The following is a 19,643-nucleotide window of genomic DNA, read 5'->3' on the forward strand; positions in this document are numbered from 1 at the left end:
ATAAATCGGTGCCACGAAACGTCGAGAAAGCCGCCCGCGTGACACCGCCGCACCGCTATAGTCGCCGCGTGATCAGCGGAGAGCCGTTGACCGGGCGTGACACTGAATTAGCGATCATTCGCCGCGTATTGAACGGGGCTGGCAAGCACTCCGGCGTAGTGATCGCCGGAGCCGCCGGTGTGGGCAAGACCAGGCTGGCCCGCGAAGTGCTCCGCTGCGCAGAGGCGTCCGGTGAGCGGACAAAGTGGATCGTCGGCACAGAGTCGGCTTGTGCGCTACCGCTGGGGGCGTTCATCGGGGCGCTCGGCGATGCGATGTCGGATCCACTGGCAAACGTGCGCCGAGTGATCGATTCGTTTGTCGCGCAACAGCATCGGGCTCGTGTGATGGTCGGAATCGATGACGCTCACCTGCTCGACGGGCTGTCCGCCCTTGTCGTTCACCAGTTGGCGCAGTCGGGCGGGGCCCGGCTGGTGGTAACGCTACGAACCGGCGGTGCGGAGCCCGACGCCGTGACGGCGTTGTGGAAGGACGGGCTGCTGGCGCGCATCGATCTCGAACCGCTTTCCGCCGGCGCAACACGCCAACTGATCGAGAGCACGCTTGGCGGTCCAGTCGACGCCCGAAGTGCGGCGAGGTTCCGGAAGCTGACCGGGGGAAATACCTTGTTCCTCCAGCAGCTACTAAGCGATCAGATAGCGGCCGGGCGGATGCGCAAATTGGCCGGGGTGTGGATGTGGGACGGCGACGTCGCGGTCTCGGCGAGCCTTTCCGACACCGTCGCGCGCCAGATGGGTCGGCTCAGCCCGGGAGTGGCACTCGTGGTAGACACGCTGTCGCAGTGCGAGCCGTTGGCCGTCGATGCGCTGTGCGATTTGGCGCGCCGGCGCGACCTGACGGTTGCCGAGAGCATGGGTCTGGTGAACGTCGAGCGCTCCGGTGGCGGCCTGACGGCCAGGCTGGCGCACCCGCTGTTCGGTGAGCTGCGCCGCGCGAGCGCCGGCGAGATGTATCTGTCGGGAATCAGGGGCAGGCTGGTGACCCGGCTGACCAAAGACGGTGACGCCGACATGCAGGCGACCGTGCGGCGCGCGCTGCTGAGGCTCCAATCGGACCTTGATCCCGACCCCGACCTTTATCTGGAGTCGGCGCGGCACGCCATGACGCTGCTGGACCTGGATCTGGCTGACCGGTTCGCCACTGCGGCTTCGCAAGCCGGGGCACCCGGAGCGGCCGGGGTGCTGGCAATGAACCTGGTGCTGCTCGGACGTGGCGAGGAGGCCGAGACCGAATTGCGCGACATGGCTGGCACCGTTTTGGCTGACGGCCATCACTGGGCGACGGTGCGGGCCGCCAACCTGGCCTGGATGCTCGGTAACCCGCAAGCCGCTGCGGCGATCCTGGACGGTCTCGCCGCGAGCCCCGAGACCCCGGCACAGGCGGCGGAGCGTCTGGCCGTCCAGGCCTGCCTGGACGCGATGTCCGCGCGCTGCGCGCTTGCGGCCGAACGGGCCCGGGCCGCATTGAGTTTCGAAGCCCTACCAGGCTTTCACGCGATGATGGCATCGCTTGCGCTGATCATGGCGATGGGTGCGCTGGGGGAGGTCGATGAGCTCGCGGACGTGGCCGAGCAGGCGCTGCGGCGCACGACGACGTCGTTCCAGGCGTCCCATATGCGGTTTTGGTTCGGGGCTGTTTACGGTCGTGCCTGCCGATTGACCGGGCGCATCGACGAATTCGTCACCACGGCAGAGCAACTGGCCGACTCCGCCCGCGACATTCCGGGTCTGGCGTATGCGAACCTGGCGCTCCTGCTGGGGAACGCCGAACTGGTGCGCGGTGCCGTCGCCGAGGCGGCCCGACTGGTGCACGAAGCGCTTGCCGGGGTGGAAAAACACTCCGTCACAACGGGTTTGCGCGCGGCGAGCTACTTCGCCCTGGCTGAGGCCCACGCCAAGCTCGGACAACCCACCGAGGCCAACGACGCTGTAGCTGGGGCGCGGTCGTGTGTGCCGCCTGACTTTTTGTTCATGCACACCGCCCTGTCGCTGGCTAGCGGTTGGGCGTTGGCAGCAAGCGGTCGTCTCAGCGAGGCCGTGACGAGCGCCCACCAGGCTGCTCAGCTTGCCCGCGAGCGCGGCCAGCCCACCCATGAGCTGGCCTGCATACAGGTCGCGGCCCAATGGGGCGACGCCTCACAGGCGGTGCGGGCACGCGAGCTAGCCGCGGCGTTGTCGCTGCCGCTGGCCAACGCCGTTGCCCTGCATGCGGAAAGCCTGCTCTCAGGTGATGGCGAAGGCCTGCTGGAGGCGTCGGCAGCGTACCGGCAGATCGGTGATCGGGCCGCGGCCGCTGACGCGGCGGCGCAGGCTTCGGTCGCGTTCAACGAAAGCCAGCAGCACAGGCGCGGACTGTATGCCGCGGCGTTGGCCAAGGAGTTGGCCCAAAAATGTGGCGGTTTATGCACGCCCGCGCTGCGCACGCCGACGGGCCTTAAGTTGTCGGGCCGCCAGCGCGATGTCGTCGAGCTCGTCGTGGCCGGCCTCTCAAACCGCCAGATCGCCGAGAAGTTGGTGATGTCGGTGCGCACTGTAGAAGGACACGTCTACCGGGCGTGCCAGCGGGTTGGGGCTCAATCACGCGAGGCGTTGGCGTCGATCGTCAGATCCGGGCCGGGTGACTGCGGGACGGGCTGAGCCCAAATACTCGCGAAGTCGAGTAGCCGACTACGCATGTGAACGCACCTGATTCGGCAATACCGTGCCATTCGACAAAGGAGTCGGCATGGTCGAGATGCTCGAACAATCTGAAGTCAGGCCGCGCTCGCTGGCGCCGAAGAACCCGCTCCCGTATTGGCGGCAGGTTAAGGCGGTGCGGTCTTATGTCGACGGCATGCAAGCGCTGGTGGACGCCGGCGGCCCCATCACCCGGCTCGTGCTCGGTCCGAAGTGGCTGTTACCGAACGTGGTATTGATTGCCAGCCCGCAAGGCGCGCGTGATCTGTTGGGCCGCACCGACGAGATCGCCGACCGGGGCCGTACCCGCACCATGGTGGAGCTGCTCGCGCTGATGGGCGGCAACTTACTCGACCTTCCGCACGACCGCTGGCTACCGCGACGACGCGCGCTGCAGCCGATGTTCACCAAGCGACGGGTGGCCGGCTATTCGGGACACATGGCCGCGGCGGCGCAATCCGTCGCCGACGGTTGGCGAGGCGGCGCGCTCTTGGACCTCGATACGGAGTGCCGCAAGCTGACCCTGCGCGCACTGGGGCGCTCGGTGCTCGGGGTTGACCTCGATGAGCGCGCCGACGAAGTGGGTCGTGCATTGCGCGCTTCACTGACATGGGTTGCCGACCGCGCGGCTCGGCCGGTGAACCCGCCGCGGTGGCTGCCCACCAGAGGCCAGCGCGCCGCTCGCCGGGCCAACGACACCCTGCACCAGCTGGCGGCCGAGATTCTGAACGCGGTTCGTGTCGACCCCGATCTAGATGCCCCCTTAGTGCGCGCCCTCATCGAGGCGATCGATCCAGAGACCGACCGGCCGTTGTCCGACGATGAGATCTGCCACGAGCTGGTGCTGTTCATGCTCGCCGGCCACGACACCACTTCGACCACCCTGACCTACGCGTTGTGGTCGTTGGGACGCCACCGCGACATCCAGGAGCAGGTCCGCGCGGAGGTCTCCGCGCTGGGTGAGCGGGCGCTGACCCCAGACGATGTGCCCGAGCTCACCCTGACCGTGCGCGTGTTGCACGAAGCGCTGCGGTTGTGTCCGCCCGCGGCGGGAACGATGCGCTGCCCCACCCGCGACATCGTCGTGGACGGCCATCGGGTCGAGGCCGAAACCATGGCGATGGTGAGCTTTTACGCGCTGCACCGCGACCCCGCGCTATGGGAGGACCCGCTGCGTTTCGACCCGGACCGGTTCCTTCCGGAACGGTCGAGAGGTCGAAGCCGTTGGCAGTACCTCCCCTTCGGCGGCGGTCCGCGGTCATGCGTCGGCGACCACTTCGCGATGCTGGAGGCCACACTCGCAGTCGCGACGATGATTCGCGCGGCCGAGATCGAATCGCTCGACGAAGACTTCCCGCTGGCAACACCATTCACGGTGGTTGCCGCCGCGCCCATCCGCGCCCGTGTCCGTGCGCGGACCCCAGGCCCCGTCAAAACCAACGAAATCCCAAGGAGGATGCAATGAAGTATGTACTGGCGTGGACCTACCGTGTGAGCGGCTCGGCAGCCGAGAACGAAGAGTCCTTGCGGCGCGGGTTGGCCGTGTTCTCGAAGTGGACGCAGCCTCAGAGCTCGACGTATCACCAGTTCCTTGGTCGAGTGGATGGCAGTGGCGGTTTCGCCGTGGTGGAAACCGACAACCCCGCCGACTTGGCGGACACCACAAGCAAATTCGCCATGATCGCCGAATACCAGATCTATCCCGTCGTCGACATGGCCCAAGCTGCTCAGGCGCTGCAGGAAGGCGTGGAGTTCAGAGATTCGATCAGCTGAACGCCAGCCGCCACAGTGGTGGCGGTTACTAGGCGAGCAGACGCAGACTCGCTCAAACCCCGGGGCTGCGTCTGCTCGCGCTCCTAGACACCAGATCAGAGTGACCCGGTTGCGACGTAATCCCGCGGGTCGCGCCAGAACGCCCTAATGATCTCCACCAGTTCGTCGACCTGCGTCATGATCGGGGCCACATGGCCCTCACCGCATAGCTCGACGGCTCGCGCGGCAGGCATCTGAGCCACCGCGTTGTGGATCTGTGCGACCGGAAGGATCGGGTCCGCGGTCGTCACCATCATCACGGTCGGAGTGTCGATGCGTGGTAGCAGGGGATCAAGACCCGGCCTGTTCAACATGATCGACTTCATGGCGCGATGCATGCCGGCTCGGGGCGCGCCGCGGAATGCCTGCATCACGGCGGCGGCGTCATCGGGCTGCGACCGCATGAATTCCTTGCCGAGGATGGCGACTGCAGCCGCATTCGTGAGCGGGGGAGCGGCACCGACGTAGCGATAGGCCCACACCATCGGCACGATCGTCATCCGTTCGCGGCGGCTGAGCGCTTGCACCGGGGTAGAGATCGTCGCCACGCTGCGGCACCAGTCCGGTGAACTGGCGGCCAGCGTGAGCCCGACGTGGCCTCCCCATGCGTTACCTAACCAGTCGACGGGCTTTTGCACACCCAAGGCGTCGAGTACCTCGGTAGCCGCCTTGGCACAATCGTCGAGATCGAAATCTGCTGTCGGATAACCACTTTTCCCGTGGCCAGGGCCATCGATCAGGACTAGGCGTCGGTCTTCTCGAAGCAGCCCGCGTAGCCGCGACCAGGAGCGGGAATCGACGAACAGGCTATGCCACAGCACCGCAACAGATCCTTCACCTTCGACTTCGACGTGTAGGCGCCCGAGAACGGTATCGATCATGAGCTCGGAAAGCGGCATCTACCACCCCTAATAGCTCCAAGAACAGGAGTTCCGGTTCGTAGCATCAACCAGGCATGCGGCTTTGCGGTTGGTCTCATGTCTGTGTCCAACTGGATGCCAACCCGGGCTGTGGTCATGTCATCGCCTCTGCAATCGCCATATGCCCTTCGAAGCCAAGGTCATTGGCCATCGCGCAATACCGGTTCGCGAATGATCGGTATCCAGCGTCGTTGCCGCGAGCCTGAGCCAGCAGGGCACGAAGTCTCAGCAGGGGCAGTTCGTGCAGCACGAAGCCCGGGTCGACCGGAACCGCCGCTAACGTCTCGATAGCCGCAGCGGCCTCGGTGATGTCGGACTCGGTGCCTCGCCCGAGCAGTGATTCCACCAGCACCGTGACGGCAGGCCCACGAGAGGTCATGTCCCCTGAGGTGAATCTGAAGTCCACAGCATCGCGTGCCAACGCAATCGCTACATCGAGGTCGCCTACTCTGGCCTTTTCCTTCGCGATATCGGTGTCAACGAGCCGCAGCCACCACGCTGACAGGTCGTTCTGCGACGAGTCCTCGCCGAACGAGTTGAGCAGCTTCAAGCCAGCTGCCCGCTGACCCGGCCGGCGAACGAGTATGAGGCCGCGAATTATTCGCGCGCGATCCGCTGCGTAGTCGTCACCGGAACGCTTGGCCATCTCCAGCACTTCGGCGGTCTCCTGGACGGCCATCTGATCGGGTAGTACGGCACCATTGAGAACAGGAAAGCCGTACTTCCAAAAAAGGGACGTGGAGTAGTTCAACGTGTCCCCCGACGCCCGGCCCATCGAGGCGGCCTCGTCGAGGTCGTCACGAAAGCCGGGCAGTCCATGGCACAGTCGGTTCAGTCCACGAAACGCCAATGCGAGAGCCACCGGAACCCTGAGGATCGTGCTTGGCCTGGTCGGATCACCACCGGACGCATCGACGGCCAACTGGGCCAACCGCAATCCTTCGACGACCTCACCGGCTTGATACTTGGCATTGCTTGCTGCGCAGATGACATCGAGAACCAGCGCCGGCTCAACGCGCGTCTCGATTAATCTGGCGCATTCCGATGCGCCAGCAGCCGCCTCGCGAAACTTGTTGTGAAGCAACAACATCATCAGCATGCCGGCCGTTCCGCGCGCCAGCGACAGATCATCTCCAACAGCGGTGCAGAGCTGACGAAGTTCGTCAAATCCGGCTTCCTCGAGACTGATACCGAGTCTCCAGCTGTTACCGCAAATCAGCATTCGCGGTGCTATCCGCATCGCGGACCCGTCGGGCTCGTTGACGGGAAGGCGGTCGGCAACGTCGCGAGCCCGCTGCCAACTCGTATACACAGCCCGCACATCGCGGGACTGGGCCCATGCGCCGGCACGCATGTGCCAATTCCACGCCGCGCTGAGGTCTCCAGCCGCCTCGAGATGCTCAGCAATAAGCGCTGCGTTCGCGTCGCACGATTTCGGATCGCGTTCTTCGATCGCCGTGGCCAGGTTGCGGTGCAGCCGAGAGCGATCCGCCTTGAGTTGAGATTCGTAGGCCACCGTGCGGATCAGCGGATGCCGAAAGGCGTATTCCTGTCCGGGTGTGACCCCGACCTGGTCGATGAGTTCAGCTTCGACCAGGTCTCGTAGCTCGATGCCTTCCGCGATGCCGGCGAGCAGGTCCGACTCGAATCGGAGTCCGATGACCGCCGCGGCGTTCAACGAGCGTTTTCCCGCCGCACCGAGGCGATCGATGCGGGCGGCTATGGCAGCTTGCAGCGAGGCCGGGACACGCAGGTCCGTGGGGTGGTGTTGCGACACATAAGCGCCAGGCTCGCCGCCCACCACTCCCCGCTCGGCCAGGTCACGCACGATCTCTTCGGCGAAGAACGGATTGCCCGCGGCGCGTTGAGTAACTTGCTCGACGAACTCGTTGACCGATGGATCTGACCCGAGCAATTCGTTAACAAGTTCCGTGGAAGCGGAATCCCGAAGCGGCGAAAGCGAAATGGGATGTGAGCCCGGCAACCGGTCCAGCGGCCCGTGATACTCCGGCCGGTAAGTGATAAACAAAAGCACGCGCGTCAGCGGCACTGCTTTAGCGAACTCGGTGAACATCGCCTCGCTGATCTGATCGATCCAATGCGCGTCCTCGATCACGAAAATCGCCGGAGACGTCCGAGCGACCGCGGCCGCATTGAGCAATGACGTCAACCGGCGCGTGCGCGCGGCGGGATGAACGACCGGCAACGAGGCGCCGGGATCAGAGACGCCGAGCAGATCGTCCAGCAACAACAGGTCTTCAGGATCAGCCTCCGGCAGGCTGGCGCGAATCCTTGCGCGCGCCGCATCCGGTCCGAGACCACCGATCGAAAACACATCCCGGATGAGTCGAGTCGCTACGTGGAATGGGATGTCGCTGGTGTGGGATTCACAGTAGGTCGTGTAGACCTCGACGCCGCGCTCGGTCGCAATCGCGGTTGTCTCGAGCACTAACCGACTTTTGCCGATCCCAGGCGGTCCTACCAGCCGGACCACGCGGCCGTTGCCGTCTTTCGCCTGATCGAGTAACCCGGCGAGGGTGCCGAGCTCCATGTCGCGACCCACCAGCTTCGACCGCCACCTGGCTGGGTGCCTGGTTTCCGTGATTGGTGCGAGCAGCCGGCGTGCGCCCACTGGTGTGCTGAAACCCTTGATGCACACTGCCTCAAGCTCACCCAACAATACGGAGGCCTCGACGAGCCGCGCGGTCGACTCGCTAAGCATCACCCCGCCGGGTGGCGCCACGGATTCCATGCGTTGCGCCATTCCGACTTCCTGCCCGACAGCCGTGTAACCGGCAGGGTCCGAGCCCATCTTGCCCGCAATCACCTCACCGGAATTGAGCCCGACTCGCAGCTCCAGCGTCACGCCATCCCCGTGGTCCACCTCGGCTGCCAGGCGCTCCACCTCCCGCTGGATGTCCACCGCGGCCAGGCAGGCGCGTAATGCGTGGTCTTCCAACGCAGCCGGTGCCCCAAAGATCGCCATGATCCCGTCGCCCGTGAACTTGTCCACCGTCCCGCCGTAGCGCTGCACCGCCGCCGAGGACCGGACAACCAATTCGGACATGATCTCGCGCAACCGCTCTGTACCTACCGCTGCGGCGATGTCCATCGAGTGCACCACATCGGCGAACAACACCGTCACCTGCTTGTACTCGGCGCGGGTGTCCGACCCGGTCAACGGCGACCCGCAGGCGTCGCAGAATTTCGCATTCTGGCGCAGTTCTGTGCCGCATGCCACGCATGCCACTTCAGCAGCCGTCATGCCAGCACCGCCCATCCGGGTCCCGACTCCCCGATGCGCAAAGAATAGGGTCTTTACCAGCAAAGAAGAGCGATATTGACACAGCGTTAAGTGGCGGCGGTGTCAGGGGCGGCTTTTGTGCCAGCTGCGGCGTCCGCTGACCTGGGGATCTTCAATCTGTCTCACGGGTGCCCCCTTGCACCAACCGCGCGCGGAGGCCCGGGAGCAGCTCGGGCATACCACCGGGGTTAAACGCCGAGCACCCGCGCCGACACCCAGAGCGCGACGACCGCGACCACCAGCGACACGGGCACGGTGCACAGCCCGAGGCGGGTGTATTCCCCGACTCCGGCGTCCACATCGTGCTGGCGAAGCACGCGCCGCCACAACAGGTTCGACAGTGACCCGACGTAGGTCAGGTTGGGTCCGATGTTGACCCCGAGCAGGACGGCCAGGATCGCGACCGGTCCGCTCGGCGCGACCAGTGGCAGCAGCACCAGGGTGGCGGGCAGGTTGTTCACGACGTTGGCCAGCACCGCGGCCAACGCGGCGATGGCGAGCAGTGCGGGCAGCGTCGAACCGGCCGGCAGCACTGCCGACATCGCTTTGTCCATGCCGTTGAGCATGACCGCCCGCACGACGACGCCCAGCGCGAGCACGAACACCAGGAACGACACGTGCGCCGAGCGCGCGATGTCCACCACCGACGTGTGCCCGCGGCTAAGGCTGCGCACGGCCAGGGCCGCGGCGCCGGCGAGCGCCACCCAGGCGGGGGCCACCCCGATGGACTGGGCGACCGCGAAGCCGGCCAGCGTCAGCCCGACCACCGCCAACACGAACACCGGCGGCCGCGGCGCCGGCCCGGGTTGCTCAGGGTGCGGCTGCACGCGCAGGTCGGCGGCGAAAAACCAGCGGAATACTGCATACAGCGTGACCACCGCGCCCACCCACGGCAACGCCATCAACAAGGTGAACCGCGTGAACGAAAGGCCGGCGGTGTGAAACGCCAACAGGTTGGTCAGGTTGGACACCGGCAGCAGCAGGGAAGCGCCGTTGGCCAGGTGCGCGGTGGCAAAGGCGTAGGGCCGCACCGGGGTTCGCAGCCGGCGGACGCCGGCCAGCACGACCGGGGTCAGCAACACCACCGCGGTGTCCAGGCTCAGAACGGCGGTAATCAGGGCGGCGATGGCGAAAACCCGCAGCAGCAGGCCGCGCGACCCGACGCGTCCGCGCGTCATCGCCGCACCCGCCGCCTCGAACAGGCCCTCGTCGTCGCACAGCTTGGCCAGCACCAGCACCGCGCCCAGGAAGCCGACCACCCCCGAAAGACCGGCCACTTCCTCGAACGCCTGATGCACCGATATGGCGCCCACCGCGATCAGGATGAGGGCCGCGGGGACCGCCGCCGCCGCCTCCGGCCAGCCCCTCGGGCGCACGACGGCGAAGGCCAGGACGGCAGCGAGCAGCACCAGCGCAAGGGTCAGGTTCAATGTATTCAGGCCCAGGGGTTTTCGCGCCGCCACACCGTCGGCAGGTGCAGCGCGACACCGTCTGCTGCGGCCAACTCGTCGAGGATGCGGATCGAGGAGTCCAGGTCATCGCCCGCATAGGGCAAGGCCCGCAGCGGCTTTGACAGCGGCCGGAAGAAGTCGTCCCAGTGAATGAGGATCACCCGGCGCGCGCCCACCGCGCGCACGGTCTCGGTCCAGTAGTCGACCAGGTACGGCTTCGGTTGCAGGCCCAGCTGTCCGGCGCTCAGATAGACGGCTTCGGCGCGGTGGCCCGCCAGCGCGCCCTTGACGAAACCGGCGCTGCCCTGGATCAGCAGCCGCCGGCCCGACGGGCGGTGGTGCACCAGCGTCGACCAGGCCTCCCCGCAGCGATAGGCGGACGCCCTGACCGGCGGGGTCACCGGCGCCTCGATCATGCCGGGAAACCGGTCCGGCGGGCAGTGATGCGATTCGACCAGCGTCACGTCAAAGGCGCCCAACGCAATCGGCTCGCCGCTGGCGGCGACGACGAGCCGGTCCTCGGGCAGTCCGTATCCGCGCCCGACGTTGGCCGCCGACCGGCCGCCGACCAGTCGTGCACCGGTGCGGTCGGCGACCAACGCGGAATCCAGCACGTGGTCGATGTGCGTGTGTACCGGGATCACGGCCTCCAGCCGGGACACCTTGGCCCGGGCCAGGCAACCATCCACGCGGGCCGGCGACGGCGCCACCCTGCCGGCGGCTACCCGCGCGAGGCCCGGTCGGGAGAAGTAGCCGTCGGTCAGCAGCGCCGACGACCCGTCGTCAATGAGCAACGTCGCCACGCCCATCCACGTCACCGACAGGGATCCGGGTTCGGCGCCGGGCGCGTCGAACCGATCCGCATACCGGCCGATGTCGGGCCGGCCGAGTTTCAGCCGCATCAGCCGAACGCCCCGATCTCGACGCCGGCGGCCGCGAGCCGGTCGCGGACGGCGGTCGCGATCTGCACCGCGCCGGGCGAATCGCCGTGCACGCAGACCGATTCCACGCTGACCGCGATCGGTGTGCCGTCAACGGCGGTGACCCGGCCGGAGGACACCATGGCCACTACGCGGTCGGCGATCGCCGCCGGGTCGTGCAGCACCGCGCCGGGTTCGCGGCGGGAGACCAACTGGCCGTCCGCGCGGTAGGCGCGGTCGGCGAAGGCCTCGGCCACCGTGCGCAGGCCGCGGCGCGAGGCCTCGTCGAAGAACGCCGAGCCCGCCATGCCCAGCACGGGCAGCGCCGGGTCCACCAGCCGCACCGCCTCCGCGACGGCGGCCGCCTGGTCGCGGTTGGACACGATCGTGTTGTACAGCGCGCCATGGGGTTTGACGTAGGACACCGCGGAACCCGATGCGTGCGCGACGGCCTGCAGCGCGCCGATCTGATACACCACATCGGCCACCAGGTCGTCGGCGGCGACGTCGATGAAGCGCCTGCCGAAACCGGCCAGGTCGCGGTAGCTCACCTGTGCCCCGACGCGGACGCCGCGCTCGGCGGCGGACCGGCAGACCCGTAACAATCCGGCTGGATCCCCGGCGTGGAACCCGCATGCCACGTTGGCGCTGGTGACGATCCGCAGCATGGCGTCGTCATCACCGAGGCGCCAGACGCCGAAGCCCTCGCCCAGGTCGGCGTTGAGGTCGATGCGGGCCACCCGCCCAGCTTATGGGGCGGCGCCAGTGCCATCCGGAGAGCCGGTCGTCTCCCCGTCGCTACCGGGTGACGACCGCGGCAGCGATCTGTTGGGCGACGTCGACCGCGGACGCACCGGGCAGGAAGGAGCCGCAGGCGGCCACGTCGATGACGATGTTGTTGCGCGCGGTGAGCGCGCGCTGGCACCGCCAGCCGTCCTCGCTGCCTACCTGCTCTTCGGACGTGCTGAGCGTGCCCCCGACCTGATGGGAATCGGCCACCGCCCACGCGATCTCGGGCTGGCCGGCGGGATGGTCGACGAAGCGGCGGTTGGCGCAGGCAGACCACCTCTTGACCGAGGCCTCGTAGAACGCGTTCGCCTGGCGGGCCGTGGGGTAGGCGATCACGGCTTGGTTGACGGAGTCGTTGCGCACCTTGGGGTCGTCGAAGCTGTCGTCCAGTCGCTCGCCGCGCACCGCGGTCCAGCCGGTGTCCGCATATACGGCCTGCTGGGCGGGCCCGGCCATCGCCAAGCAGCTCTTCTCGCTGAACGTCTGGGTGGAGTCCCACATCTCCTGGGTGCGATACCGGATTCGCATTCCCGCACCCAGGATGTCGTTGACCTTCCTGTCGTCGAGCAGCAGCCCGTCCAGGGCGGTGACGGCCACCGGGGCCTGCGTGAGCGGACCGCGGGTGTCCGCGGGCGCGGCGTTACCGCCGACGATGCTGGTGCAGCCGGCCGCGAGGGCGCACACCACCGCCTGCAGGAGGATTGGGAGTTGCCTACGCACCAGAGCCTTTCGGACGTCTGTGCCGACAAGTTTAGGAGGCAACTTCCCGCCGTCGTCCCAGCAGCCAGCAGAACAGATAGATCGCGAACGAAATCCCCGCGACGAAGACCGACACCGGGACACCCGGCGCCAGCGACAGCACGATGCCGCCGACGGCGGAAACCTCGGCGAAGACGACCGAGGCGACCATCGCCGCCGCCGGCGAGGCCACCACTCGGGCGGCCGCGGCCGCCGGCGTGATCAGCAACGACATCACCAGCAGCGCCCCGACGATCTGGACGGCCTGAGCGGCCACCACGCCGACCAGTGCGGCGAACACGATGCCCAGCGCGCGAACGGGCACGCCGCGGGCCGCGGCGACGTCGGGATCGACGGTGGCGAACAACAGCGGGCGGTAGCACGTCGCGATGACGGCGATGACGAGCAGGCATACCAGCGCCAGCATGCTCAGCCCGGTGTAGCCGACGCCGACTATCTGCCCGGTGAGCAGCGCGAAGCTGGTCGCGGTCCGGCCCGGGTAGAGGTAAATGAACAGCACCGCCAGGCCCAGGCCGAAGGCCAGCACCACGCCGATGACCGAGTCGCGTTCGCGGGCCCGCCGCCCCAGAACGCCGAACAGCGCGGCCGCCAAAGCGCTGCCGACCAGTGCGCCCACCCCCACCTCGACGCCGACCAGCAGCGCGAAAGCCGCTCCCGTCAACGACAATTCGCTGGAACCATGCACGGCGAACGACATCTGACGCATCACGATGAACGGTCCGATCAACCCGGCCACCAGCCCCAGCAGCGCGGCCGCGAGCAGGGCCTGCTGGACGAAGTCGTGGCCGAGCAGGTGGGCGGTGACGTCGAAGTCGAGCAGGTGGGCCAGGACGCCGGTGAGCCGAGGGTTCACTGGTGGGCCCAGTCGGTCGGCTCGCCCACCACCACGTAGCGGTCTTTGACCTTCACCACCTGGATGTCGGCCCCATACAGCATGGACAGGGTCTCCGTGGTCATCACTTCTTCGACGGTGCCGATCCGGAATCGTCCGTCGACCAGATAGATCAACCGGTCCACGTAGGACAGGATCGGGTTGACGTCGTGGGTGACGACGATGACGGTGGTCGACGCATCGCGGCGGCGGCGGTCAATCAGGGCGGACACCAGCTTCGCGTTCGCCGGGTCCAGGGCCAGCAGCGGCTCGTCGCACAGCAGCAGCATCGGGTCGCTGACCAGCGCCTGCGCGATGCGAATCCGCTGCAGCTCGCCGCCCGACATCACCCCCACCCGGACGTCGGCCAGGTGTTCGGCGTTGACCTGTCGCAGCGCCTCGCGCACGGCCGCGCGCCGGCGGGCCCGGTCGGCGGATCTGCGTGGCACGCTGCCCCAACGATGTCCGTCGACGCCCAGCCGAACCAGGTCGCGTCCACGCAGCATCACGTCGTGGTCCATCGGTCGGTGTTGCGGCACGTAGCCGACGCGTCCGCTGCCCGAGGTCATCGGCTTTCCGTCCACCAGTGCGACCCCGGCGGACAGCGACAGCTGGCCCAGCAGCACCTTGAGCAGTGACGTCTTGCCGCTGCCGTTGGGACCGAGGACGGCGATGAACTCGCCGCGCGACACCGACAGGTCGAGGTGATCCCACAGCACGCGGTCACCGAACGCCAGCCGCGCCCCCCGCAGCGAGACGGTGTCCCGGTAGCGGTCGACGGCCGGAACCGCATCGAGGCTCACGGCTGTACTGACCGGCCGGACTGCAGCACCGTCAGCAGCTGGTTGACCGTGTTGCGCTGCCAGCTCAGGTAATCGGTCCCGTCGGGCAGCGTCTCGCTCACCTCGGTCACCGGCACGCCGGCGCGGCGCGCGGCGTCCCGCACGCCGTTGATCGCGGTGGTCGAGGTCTGCGGGTTGATCAGCACCGCCGACACCTGACGGTGGTCGATCAGGTCGAGGACGAAGGCCATGTCGGCCGGCGCGGGATCCGTTTCGTTCTCGTTGGCCGCGGTGAAGGCTTGCGGGGTGCGGTTGACCAGGCCGGACGCCGCCAGCAGGTAGTACGCGACAGGTTCGGTCGTGATGACCCCGGTGCCGGGGTAGGCGCTGGCGATGGCGTGTTCGGAGATGGCGATGCCGTCGGCGCCGCGGCAGAATTCGGCGGCGTTGGCGCGGTAGTCGGCGGCGTGGACCGGGTCGACGACGGCCATGCGGTCGGCGATGGCGAACGCGACCGATTTCGCGACGTCCAGGTTGTAGAACACGTGCTCGTTGGCCTGCTGCGCTGCGGTGCCGGAGTTTTTCAGGAACGCATAGGCGTCGATCGATTTCACGCCGGGATGCCCGGCCAGCACCTGGTCGACCCACGGGTCGTAACCGCCGCCGTTGTAGACGACCAGGCTGGCGTCGGTGATCGCGGCCGCGTCCGATGGACTGGCCTGGTAGGAGTGTGGGTCGGTGTCCCCGCCGGGCAGCAGGGTGGTGACCGCGACGCGACGGCCGGTGATGGCGCGGGCCACGCTGCCCCACACCCCGGTCGAGGCGACCACGGCGGTCGCGTGTGGATGCGCCGGGCTGGCGCAGCCGGTGGGCGCGGCGCCGGCAGCGAGCAGGAGCAGGACGGCAGGCAGCCAACGCGGTGCGTTGGCGGCCGCGCTTCGTCCCCGCTTGAGCGCCATGCGCACGTCCGATGTCCTCTCGCTGGCCGACTGGCCGACACATAATACTAATGAAAATCGTTTCCATTACAAAGTGACGAGTGGAAGCCGCTTAGGCGCGGGTGGGGATTCGCTGTAGCGTCACCGACTGTGAGCCCCGCACCGCGCCGGCGTGCGACTCTGGCGTCGTTGGCGGACGAATTGAAGGTTTCGCGCACCACGATCTCGAACGCCTTCAACCGGCCGGATCAGCTCTCCTCCGACCTGCGTGAGCGCGTGCTGGCGACGGCCAGGCGGCTGGGCTACCCGGGCCCCGATCCGGTGGCGCGCTCGCTGCGCACCCGCAAGGCCGGTGCGGTCGGGCTGGTGATGGCTGAACCGCTGACCTATTTCTTCAGTGACCCGGCGGCACGGGACTTCGTCGCAGGGGTCGCCCAGTCCTGCGAAGAGCTGGGGCAGGGACTGTTGCTGGTGGCCGTCGGGCCCGGCCGCAGCATCCAGGACGGGACGGGCGCGGTGCTCGGCGCCGGTGTGGACGGCTTCGTGGTGTATTCGGTTTGCGAAGAGGACCCGTACCTGCAGGTCGTCTTGCAGCGCCGGTTGCCGGTCGTGGTCGTCGACCAGCCGAAGGGGCTCGCCGGTGTGTCCCGGGTGGGCATCGACGACCGGGCGGCGATGCGCGAGCTGGCGGACTACGTGCTCGGGCTCGGGCATCGCGAGATCGGGCTGCTGACAATGCGGCTGGGCCGGGACCGCCGGCAGGGGCTGGTGGACGCGGACCGGTTGCGGTCGCCGGCCTTCGACGTGCAGCGCGAACGCATCATCGGCGTGTGGGAGGCGATGACGGCCGCCGGCGTCGACCCCGATGCGCTGACCGTGGTGGAGAGCTACGAGCACCTGCCGGATTCCGGTGGAGCCGCCGCCAAGGCGGCGCTGGAGGCCAACCCGCGGATCACCGCGCTGATGTGTACGGCCGACATCTTGGCCCTGTCCGCCATGGATTACCTTCGCGCACATGGCATTTACGTGCCCGGGCAGATGACCGTCACCGGCTTCGACGGCGTGCCCGACGCGGTCGGCCGTGGGCTGACCACCGTGTCTCAGCCCAGCCTGCAGAAGGGCCGCCGGGCCGGTGAGCTACTGCTGAATCCGCCGCGGTCGGGCCTGCCGGTCGCGGAGGTCCTGGCTACCGAGCTGATCCGCGGCCGAACCGCCGGTCCGCCGGCCTAGCTGTCGCGCGAGGCATGGCTGATGGCGGCGACCCGCCGCGCCCGGCGACGCCGCGCTTGCGATCGCCGCCTAGCCGCCGTTCTGGTCCCCGATCAACAACCGCACGGCCAGATCCAGCCGCTTGCTGACGTCGGTGGCGGAGGCGCGCCGGGTGAGCCAGGCGAGCAGATTGGACAGCCAGACGTCGGAGATCACCCGGGCGATGTGGTACTGGTCTTCGGTCGGTTCGCCCTCGGCCATCGCCCGGGCGAACATGGAGTCGATGAGCTTCTCAACCTGGTCGACCTCGCTGGCCGCGGAGGCGTCGGCGAAGACGTAGGCCCGCGTCATGGCTTCGGTGAGCAGGGGATTGCGCTGCATCGCACGGTTGAGCTTGCCGACCATGAAGTTGAGCCGCTGAAACGGCGTGCCCCCGGTAACCGACGAGCGGTCGGTCTTGGCGTCGATGCGGCTGAATTCCCGGCCCAGCGCCGACACCAGCAGGTGCACCTTCGACGGGAAATATCGGTACAGCGTCCCCACCGCCACGTCGGCGCGGTCCGCGACTGCGCGCATCTGGACCGCCTCGTAGCCGCCCTTGGAGGCGATGGCCATGGTGGCGTCCAGGATCCGCTTGCGGCGTTCCCGCTGTGCCTCCGAGCCGAGTTCGGACTCCGCCAATACCGCCACGTTCATGACCTCGCGCGGTTGCGAGTCAGAAGCGCGGCTCGCGTTGGCCCTCGAGTTGGCACCGGCTGGCATATGACGGGTTGCTCCTGTTCCTGGCGGCTCGCTTGCAAACGATACGCATGCTGAGTGTGAATTTCCCACCTCCGTACCGCCGGGACAGCCGCGTGTGCTGCTGTGATGGCGTTCGACTTGACGGTCGATCGCTGGCACTATTAGAACACGTTCTAGTCTGCGACGAGGCGGGTTGCGCAGCGACCCGAGACACGCAGGAGAATCGAGAGCTAGGGGTCGTAGGCCCCAATGTCACGTCGAGTCGAAGGACGCGGAGGTCCCGAGGGTGGTAGCGACCGTCACAGACGAGCAGTTCGCCGCGCGTGCGCTGGTGCGCGACTGGGCCCGCAATTCGGCGGCGGGACCCGGCGGGACGACCGCGATCCGCGAGGTCGAGCAAGGCGACGCCGACGCGTGGCGCCCGGTGTTCGCCCGCCTCGCCGAGCTGGGCATTTTCGGAGTCGCGATCCCGGAGGAGCACGGCGGGGCCGGTGGCAGCGTCGAGGACCTGTGCGCGATGGTCGAGGAAGCCGCCAAGGCACTGGTGCCCGGGCCGGTGGCGACGACGGCGCTGGCAACGCTCGTCGTCTCCGACCCCGAACTGCTGGCGCAACTGGCCGCCGGCGAACGCTTCGCCGGGCTGGCGCTGGACGGGGACGCGCAGTTCGACAGCGAAACGTCGCGGGCCTCGGGCGTGCTGCCATTGGTGTTGGGTGCCGCCGGTGGGGGCGTCCTGTTGCTGCCGGCCGGCGGGACCTGGCTGCTGGTCGACTCCGAGAGCGACGGCGTGCAGATCGAGGCCCTGGACGCCACCGATTTCTCCCGGCCGTTGGCCCGGGTGGTACTGACGTCGGCACCGGCCACCAAGATCACCGACTCGCCACAGCGCGTCGAGGAGCTGGCGGCGACGGTGTTGGCGGCCGAGGCGGCGGGCGTGACCCGCTGGTCGCTGGACACCGCCGTCGACTACGCCAAGGTCCGCGAGCAGTTCGGCAAGCCGATCGGCAGCTTCCAGGCCGTCAAGCACTTGTGCGCGGAAATGCTGTGTCGCGCCGAGCAGGCGGAGGTGGCCGCCGCCGACGCCGCACGCGCCGCAGGGGATAGCGATGCTGACCAGCTTTCGATTGCGGCCGCTTTGGCGGCGAGCATCGGCATCGCCGCCGCGAAAGCCAATGTCAAGGACTGCATCCAGGTGCTCGGCGGCATCGGCTGCACCTGGGAACACGACGCGCACCTGTACCTGAGGCGGGCGCACGCCATCGGTAGCTTCCTCGGCGGCGCCGAGCGCTGGTTGCGCCGCGTCACCGAACTGACGCAGGGCGGTGTGCGGCGACGCCTGGGGATCGACCTCACCGACGTCGAGGGCGAGCGTGCGGAGATCGCCGCCGCCATCGCGGAAATCGCCGCGCTGCCCGAAGAGAAGCGGCAGGCGGCGCTCGCCGAGGCCGGGCTGCAGGCACCGCACTGGCCGGCGCCGCACGGGCGTGGCGCGTCGCCGGCCGAGCAGTTGCTGATCGATCAGGAGCTGGCGGCCGGTGGGGTGGTGCGGCCCGACCTCGTGATCGGCTGGTGGGCGGCCCCGACCATCCTCGAGCACGGCACGCCGGAGCAGATCGAGCGCTTCGTACCGGGCACCCTGCGCGGTGAATTCCTCTGGTGCCAACTGTTTTCCGAACCGGGAGCCGGCTCCGACCTGGCGTCGCTGCGCACCAAGGCGGCGCGCGGGGACGGCGGCTGGCTGCTCACCGGGCAGAAGGTGTGGACGTCGGCGGCGCACAAGGCGCGGTGGGGCGTGTGCCTGGCGCGCACCGATCCGGACGCCCCGAAGCACAAGGGCATCACCTACTTCCTGGTGGACATGAAATCGCCGGGCATCGAGATCCGCCCGCTGCGCGAGATCACCGGTGACTCACTGTTCAACGAGGTCTTCCTGGACAACGTGTTCGTCCCCGACGAGATGGTGGTCGGCGCGGTGAACGACGGCTGGCGGCTGGCCCGCACCACGCTGGCCAACGAGCGGATTGCGATGGCCACCGGCACCGCACTGGGCAACCCGATGGAGGAGTTGCTCAAGGTGCTGGCGGAGCTGGATCTCGATGCCGCGCAGCAGGATCGGCTCGGCCGGTTGATCGTCATCGCCCAAACCGGCGCGCTGCTGGACCAGCGGATCGCCCAGCTCGCCGTGGGCGGGCAGGACCCGGGGGCGCAGTCCAGCGTCCGCAAACTCATCGGGGTGCGCTACCGGCAGGCGCTGGCGGAGTTCATGATGGACGTCGCCGAGGGCGGCGGCCTGGTCCGCAACCACGCGGTGTATGACTTCCTGAACACCCGCTGCCTCACCATCGCCGGCGGCACCGAGCAGATCCTGCTCACCGTGGCCGCCGAGCGACTCCTCGGCTTACCGCGCTGACT

The 19,643-nt window shown here is 68.0% G+C and carries 15 protein-coding genes; 5 read left to right on the plus strand and 10 right to left on the minus strand.

Annotation, left to right across the window (positions count from 1 at the left end; genetic code table 11):
• Window positions 1-68: 68 nt before the first annotated feature.
• The 3 genes from A5773_RS13345 (at window position 69) to A5773_RS13355 (ending at window position 4,508) form a co-directional block, all read left to right on the plus strand.
• Window positions 69-2,696, plus strand: a complete 2,628-nt coding sequence (locus A5773_RS13345) for a LuxR C-terminal-related transcriptional regulator (RefSeq protein WP_067791263.1) — start codon at window positions 69-71, stop codon at window positions 2,694-2,696.
• A gap of 88 nt (window positions 2,697-2,784) precedes the next feature.
• A complete protein-coding gene (locus A5773_RS13350) occupies window positions 2,785-4,200 on the plus strand; it encodes a cytochrome P450 (protein ID WP_067791265.1) in 1,416 nt (471 codons plus the stop codon).
• A complete protein-coding gene (locus A5773_RS13355; protein WP_066955410.1) occupies window positions 4,197-4,508 on the plus strand; it encodes a DUF3303 domain-containing protein in 312 nt (103 codons plus the stop codon). Before A5773_RS13350 ends, A5773_RS13355 begins: the two co-directional genes overlap by 4 nt.
• Before the next feature lie 95 nt (window positions 4,509-4,603).
• On the opposite strand, the gene A5773_RS13360 is transcribed toward A5773_RS13355, so the two are convergent.
• The 9 genes from A5773_RS13360 to A5773_RS13400 all read right to left on the minus strand — a co-directional run bounded on the left by A5773_RS13360 (window position 4,604) and on the right by A5773_RS13400 (window position 15,302).
• On the minus strand, window positions 4,604-5,446 hold the full coding sequence (locus A5773_RS13360; RefSeq protein ID WP_067791267.1) for an alpha/beta fold hydrolase: 843 nt from the start codon (window positions 5,444-5,446) through the stop codon (window positions 4,604-4,606).
• A gap of 115 nt (window positions 5,447-5,561) precedes the next feature.
• Window positions 5,562-8,732 (minus strand): adenylate/guanylate cyclase domain-containing protein, encoded by a 3,171-nt coding sequence (locus A5773_RS13365; protein ID WP_067264631.1) that lies wholly within the window; start codon window positions 8,730-8,732, stop codon window positions 5,562-5,564.
• 227 nt (window positions 8,733-8,959) lie between these two features.
• On the minus strand, window positions 8,960-10,201 hold the full coding sequence (locus A5773_RS13370) for an SLC13 family permease (protein ID WP_067791328.1): 1,242 nt from the start codon (window positions 10,199-10,201) through the stop codon (window positions 8,960-8,962).
• A 5-nt stretch (window positions 10,202-10,206) separates the two neighbouring features.
• Window positions 10,207-11,124, minus strand: a complete 918-nt coding sequence (locus A5773_RS13375) for an MBL fold metallo-hydrolase (RefSeq protein WP_067791269.1) — start codon at window positions 11,122-11,124, stop codon at window positions 10,207-10,209.
• Window positions 11,124-11,882, minus strand: coding sequence for a LamB/YcsF family protein (locus A5773_RS13380; protein ID WP_067791271.1), 759 nt, complete (start codon window positions 11,880-11,882; stop codon window positions 11,124-11,126). The genes A5773_RS13375 and A5773_RS13380 overlap by 1 nt, the downstream gene beginning before the upstream one ends.
• Window positions 11,883-11,940: 58 nt before the next feature.
• Entirely contained in the window at window positions 11,941-12,651 is a 711-nt protein-coding gene (locus A5773_RS13385; protein WP_232001852.1) for a sensor domain-containing protein, read from the minus strand.
• 31 nt (window positions 12,652-12,682) lie between these two features.
• Window positions 12,683-13,543: a metal ABC transporter permease gene (locus A5773_RS13390; RefSeq protein WP_066955395.1), complete on the minus strand. Its 861-nt coding sequence runs from the start codon at window positions 13,541-13,543 to the stop codon at window positions 12,683-12,685.
• A complete protein-coding gene (locus A5773_RS13395; protein WP_066955392.1) occupies window positions 13,540-14,364 on the minus strand; it encodes a metal ABC transporter ATP-binding protein in 825 nt (274 codons plus the stop codon). The genes A5773_RS13390 and A5773_RS13395 overlap by 4 nt, the downstream gene beginning before the upstream one ends.
• Window positions 14,361-15,302, minus strand: a complete 942-nt coding sequence (locus A5773_RS13400; protein ID WP_067264622.1) for a metal ABC transporter solute-binding protein, Zn/Mn family — start codon at window positions 15,300-15,302, stop codon at window positions 14,361-14,363. The genes A5773_RS13395 and A5773_RS13400 overlap by 4 nt, the downstream gene beginning before the upstream one ends.
• Before the next feature lie 129 nt (window positions 15,303-15,431).
• Between A5773_RS13400 and A5773_RS13405 the strand changes: the two genes are divergently transcribed.
• Window positions 15,432-16,511 carry a LacI family DNA-binding transcriptional regulator gene (locus A5773_RS13405; RefSeq protein WP_066955388.1) on the plus strand — a complete coding sequence of 360 codons (1,080 nt, stop codon included), beginning with the start codon at window positions 15,432-15,434 and terminating at the stop codon, window positions 16,509-16,511.
• Between the two features lie 69 nt (window positions 16,512-16,580).
• On the opposite strand, the gene kstR is transcribed toward A5773_RS13405, so the two are convergent.
• Window positions 16,581-17,180 (minus strand): cholesterol catabolism transcriptional regulator KstR, encoded by a 600-nt coding sequence (gene kstR, locus A5773_RS13410; protein ID WP_197505457.1) that lies wholly within the window; start codon window positions 17,178-17,180, stop codon window positions 16,581-16,583.
• Between the two features lie 337 nt (window positions 17,181-17,517).
• On the opposite strand from kstR, the gene A5773_RS13415 reads away from it, so the two are divergent.
• On the plus strand, window positions 17,518-19,641 hold the full coding sequence (locus A5773_RS13415) for an acyl-CoA dehydrogenase (RefSeq protein ID WP_067791273.1): 2,124 nt from the start codon (window positions 17,518-17,520) through the stop codon (window positions 19,639-19,641).
• Window positions 19,642-19,643 lie beyond the last annotated feature (2 nt).

The organism is Mycobacterium sp. 852014-52450_SCH5900713 (assembly GCF_001667075.1).
Classification (GTDB): domain Bacteria; phylum Actinomycetota; class Actinomycetes; order Mycobacteriales; family Mycobacteriaceae; genus Mycobacterium.

Coding starts and splice junctions, on each gene's coding strand:
- A5773_RS13360 (WP_067791267.1), bottom strand. CDS start 5,446: ATGCCGCTTTCCGAGCTCATGATCGATACCGTTCTCGGGCGCCTACAC.
- A5773_RS13350 (WP_067791265.1), top strand. CDS start 2,785: ATGGTCGAGATGCTCGAACAATCTGAAGTCAGGCCGCGCTCGCTGGCG.
- A5773_RS13365 (WP_067264631.1), bottom strand. CDS start 8,732: ATGACGGCTGCTGAAGTGGCATGCGTGGCATGCGGCACAGAACTGCGC.
- A5773_RS13400 (WP_067264622.1), bottom strand. CDS start 15,302: ATGGCGCTCAAGCGGGGACGAAGCGCGGCCGCCAACGCACCGCGTTGG.
- A5773_RS13355 (WP_066955410.1), top strand. CDS start 4,197: ATGAAGTATGTACTGGCGTGGACCTACCGTGTGAGCGGCTCGGCAGCC.
- A5773_RS13375 (WP_067791269.1), bottom strand. CDS start 11,124: ATGCGGCTGAAACTCGGCCGGCCCGACATCGGCCGGTATGCGGATCGG.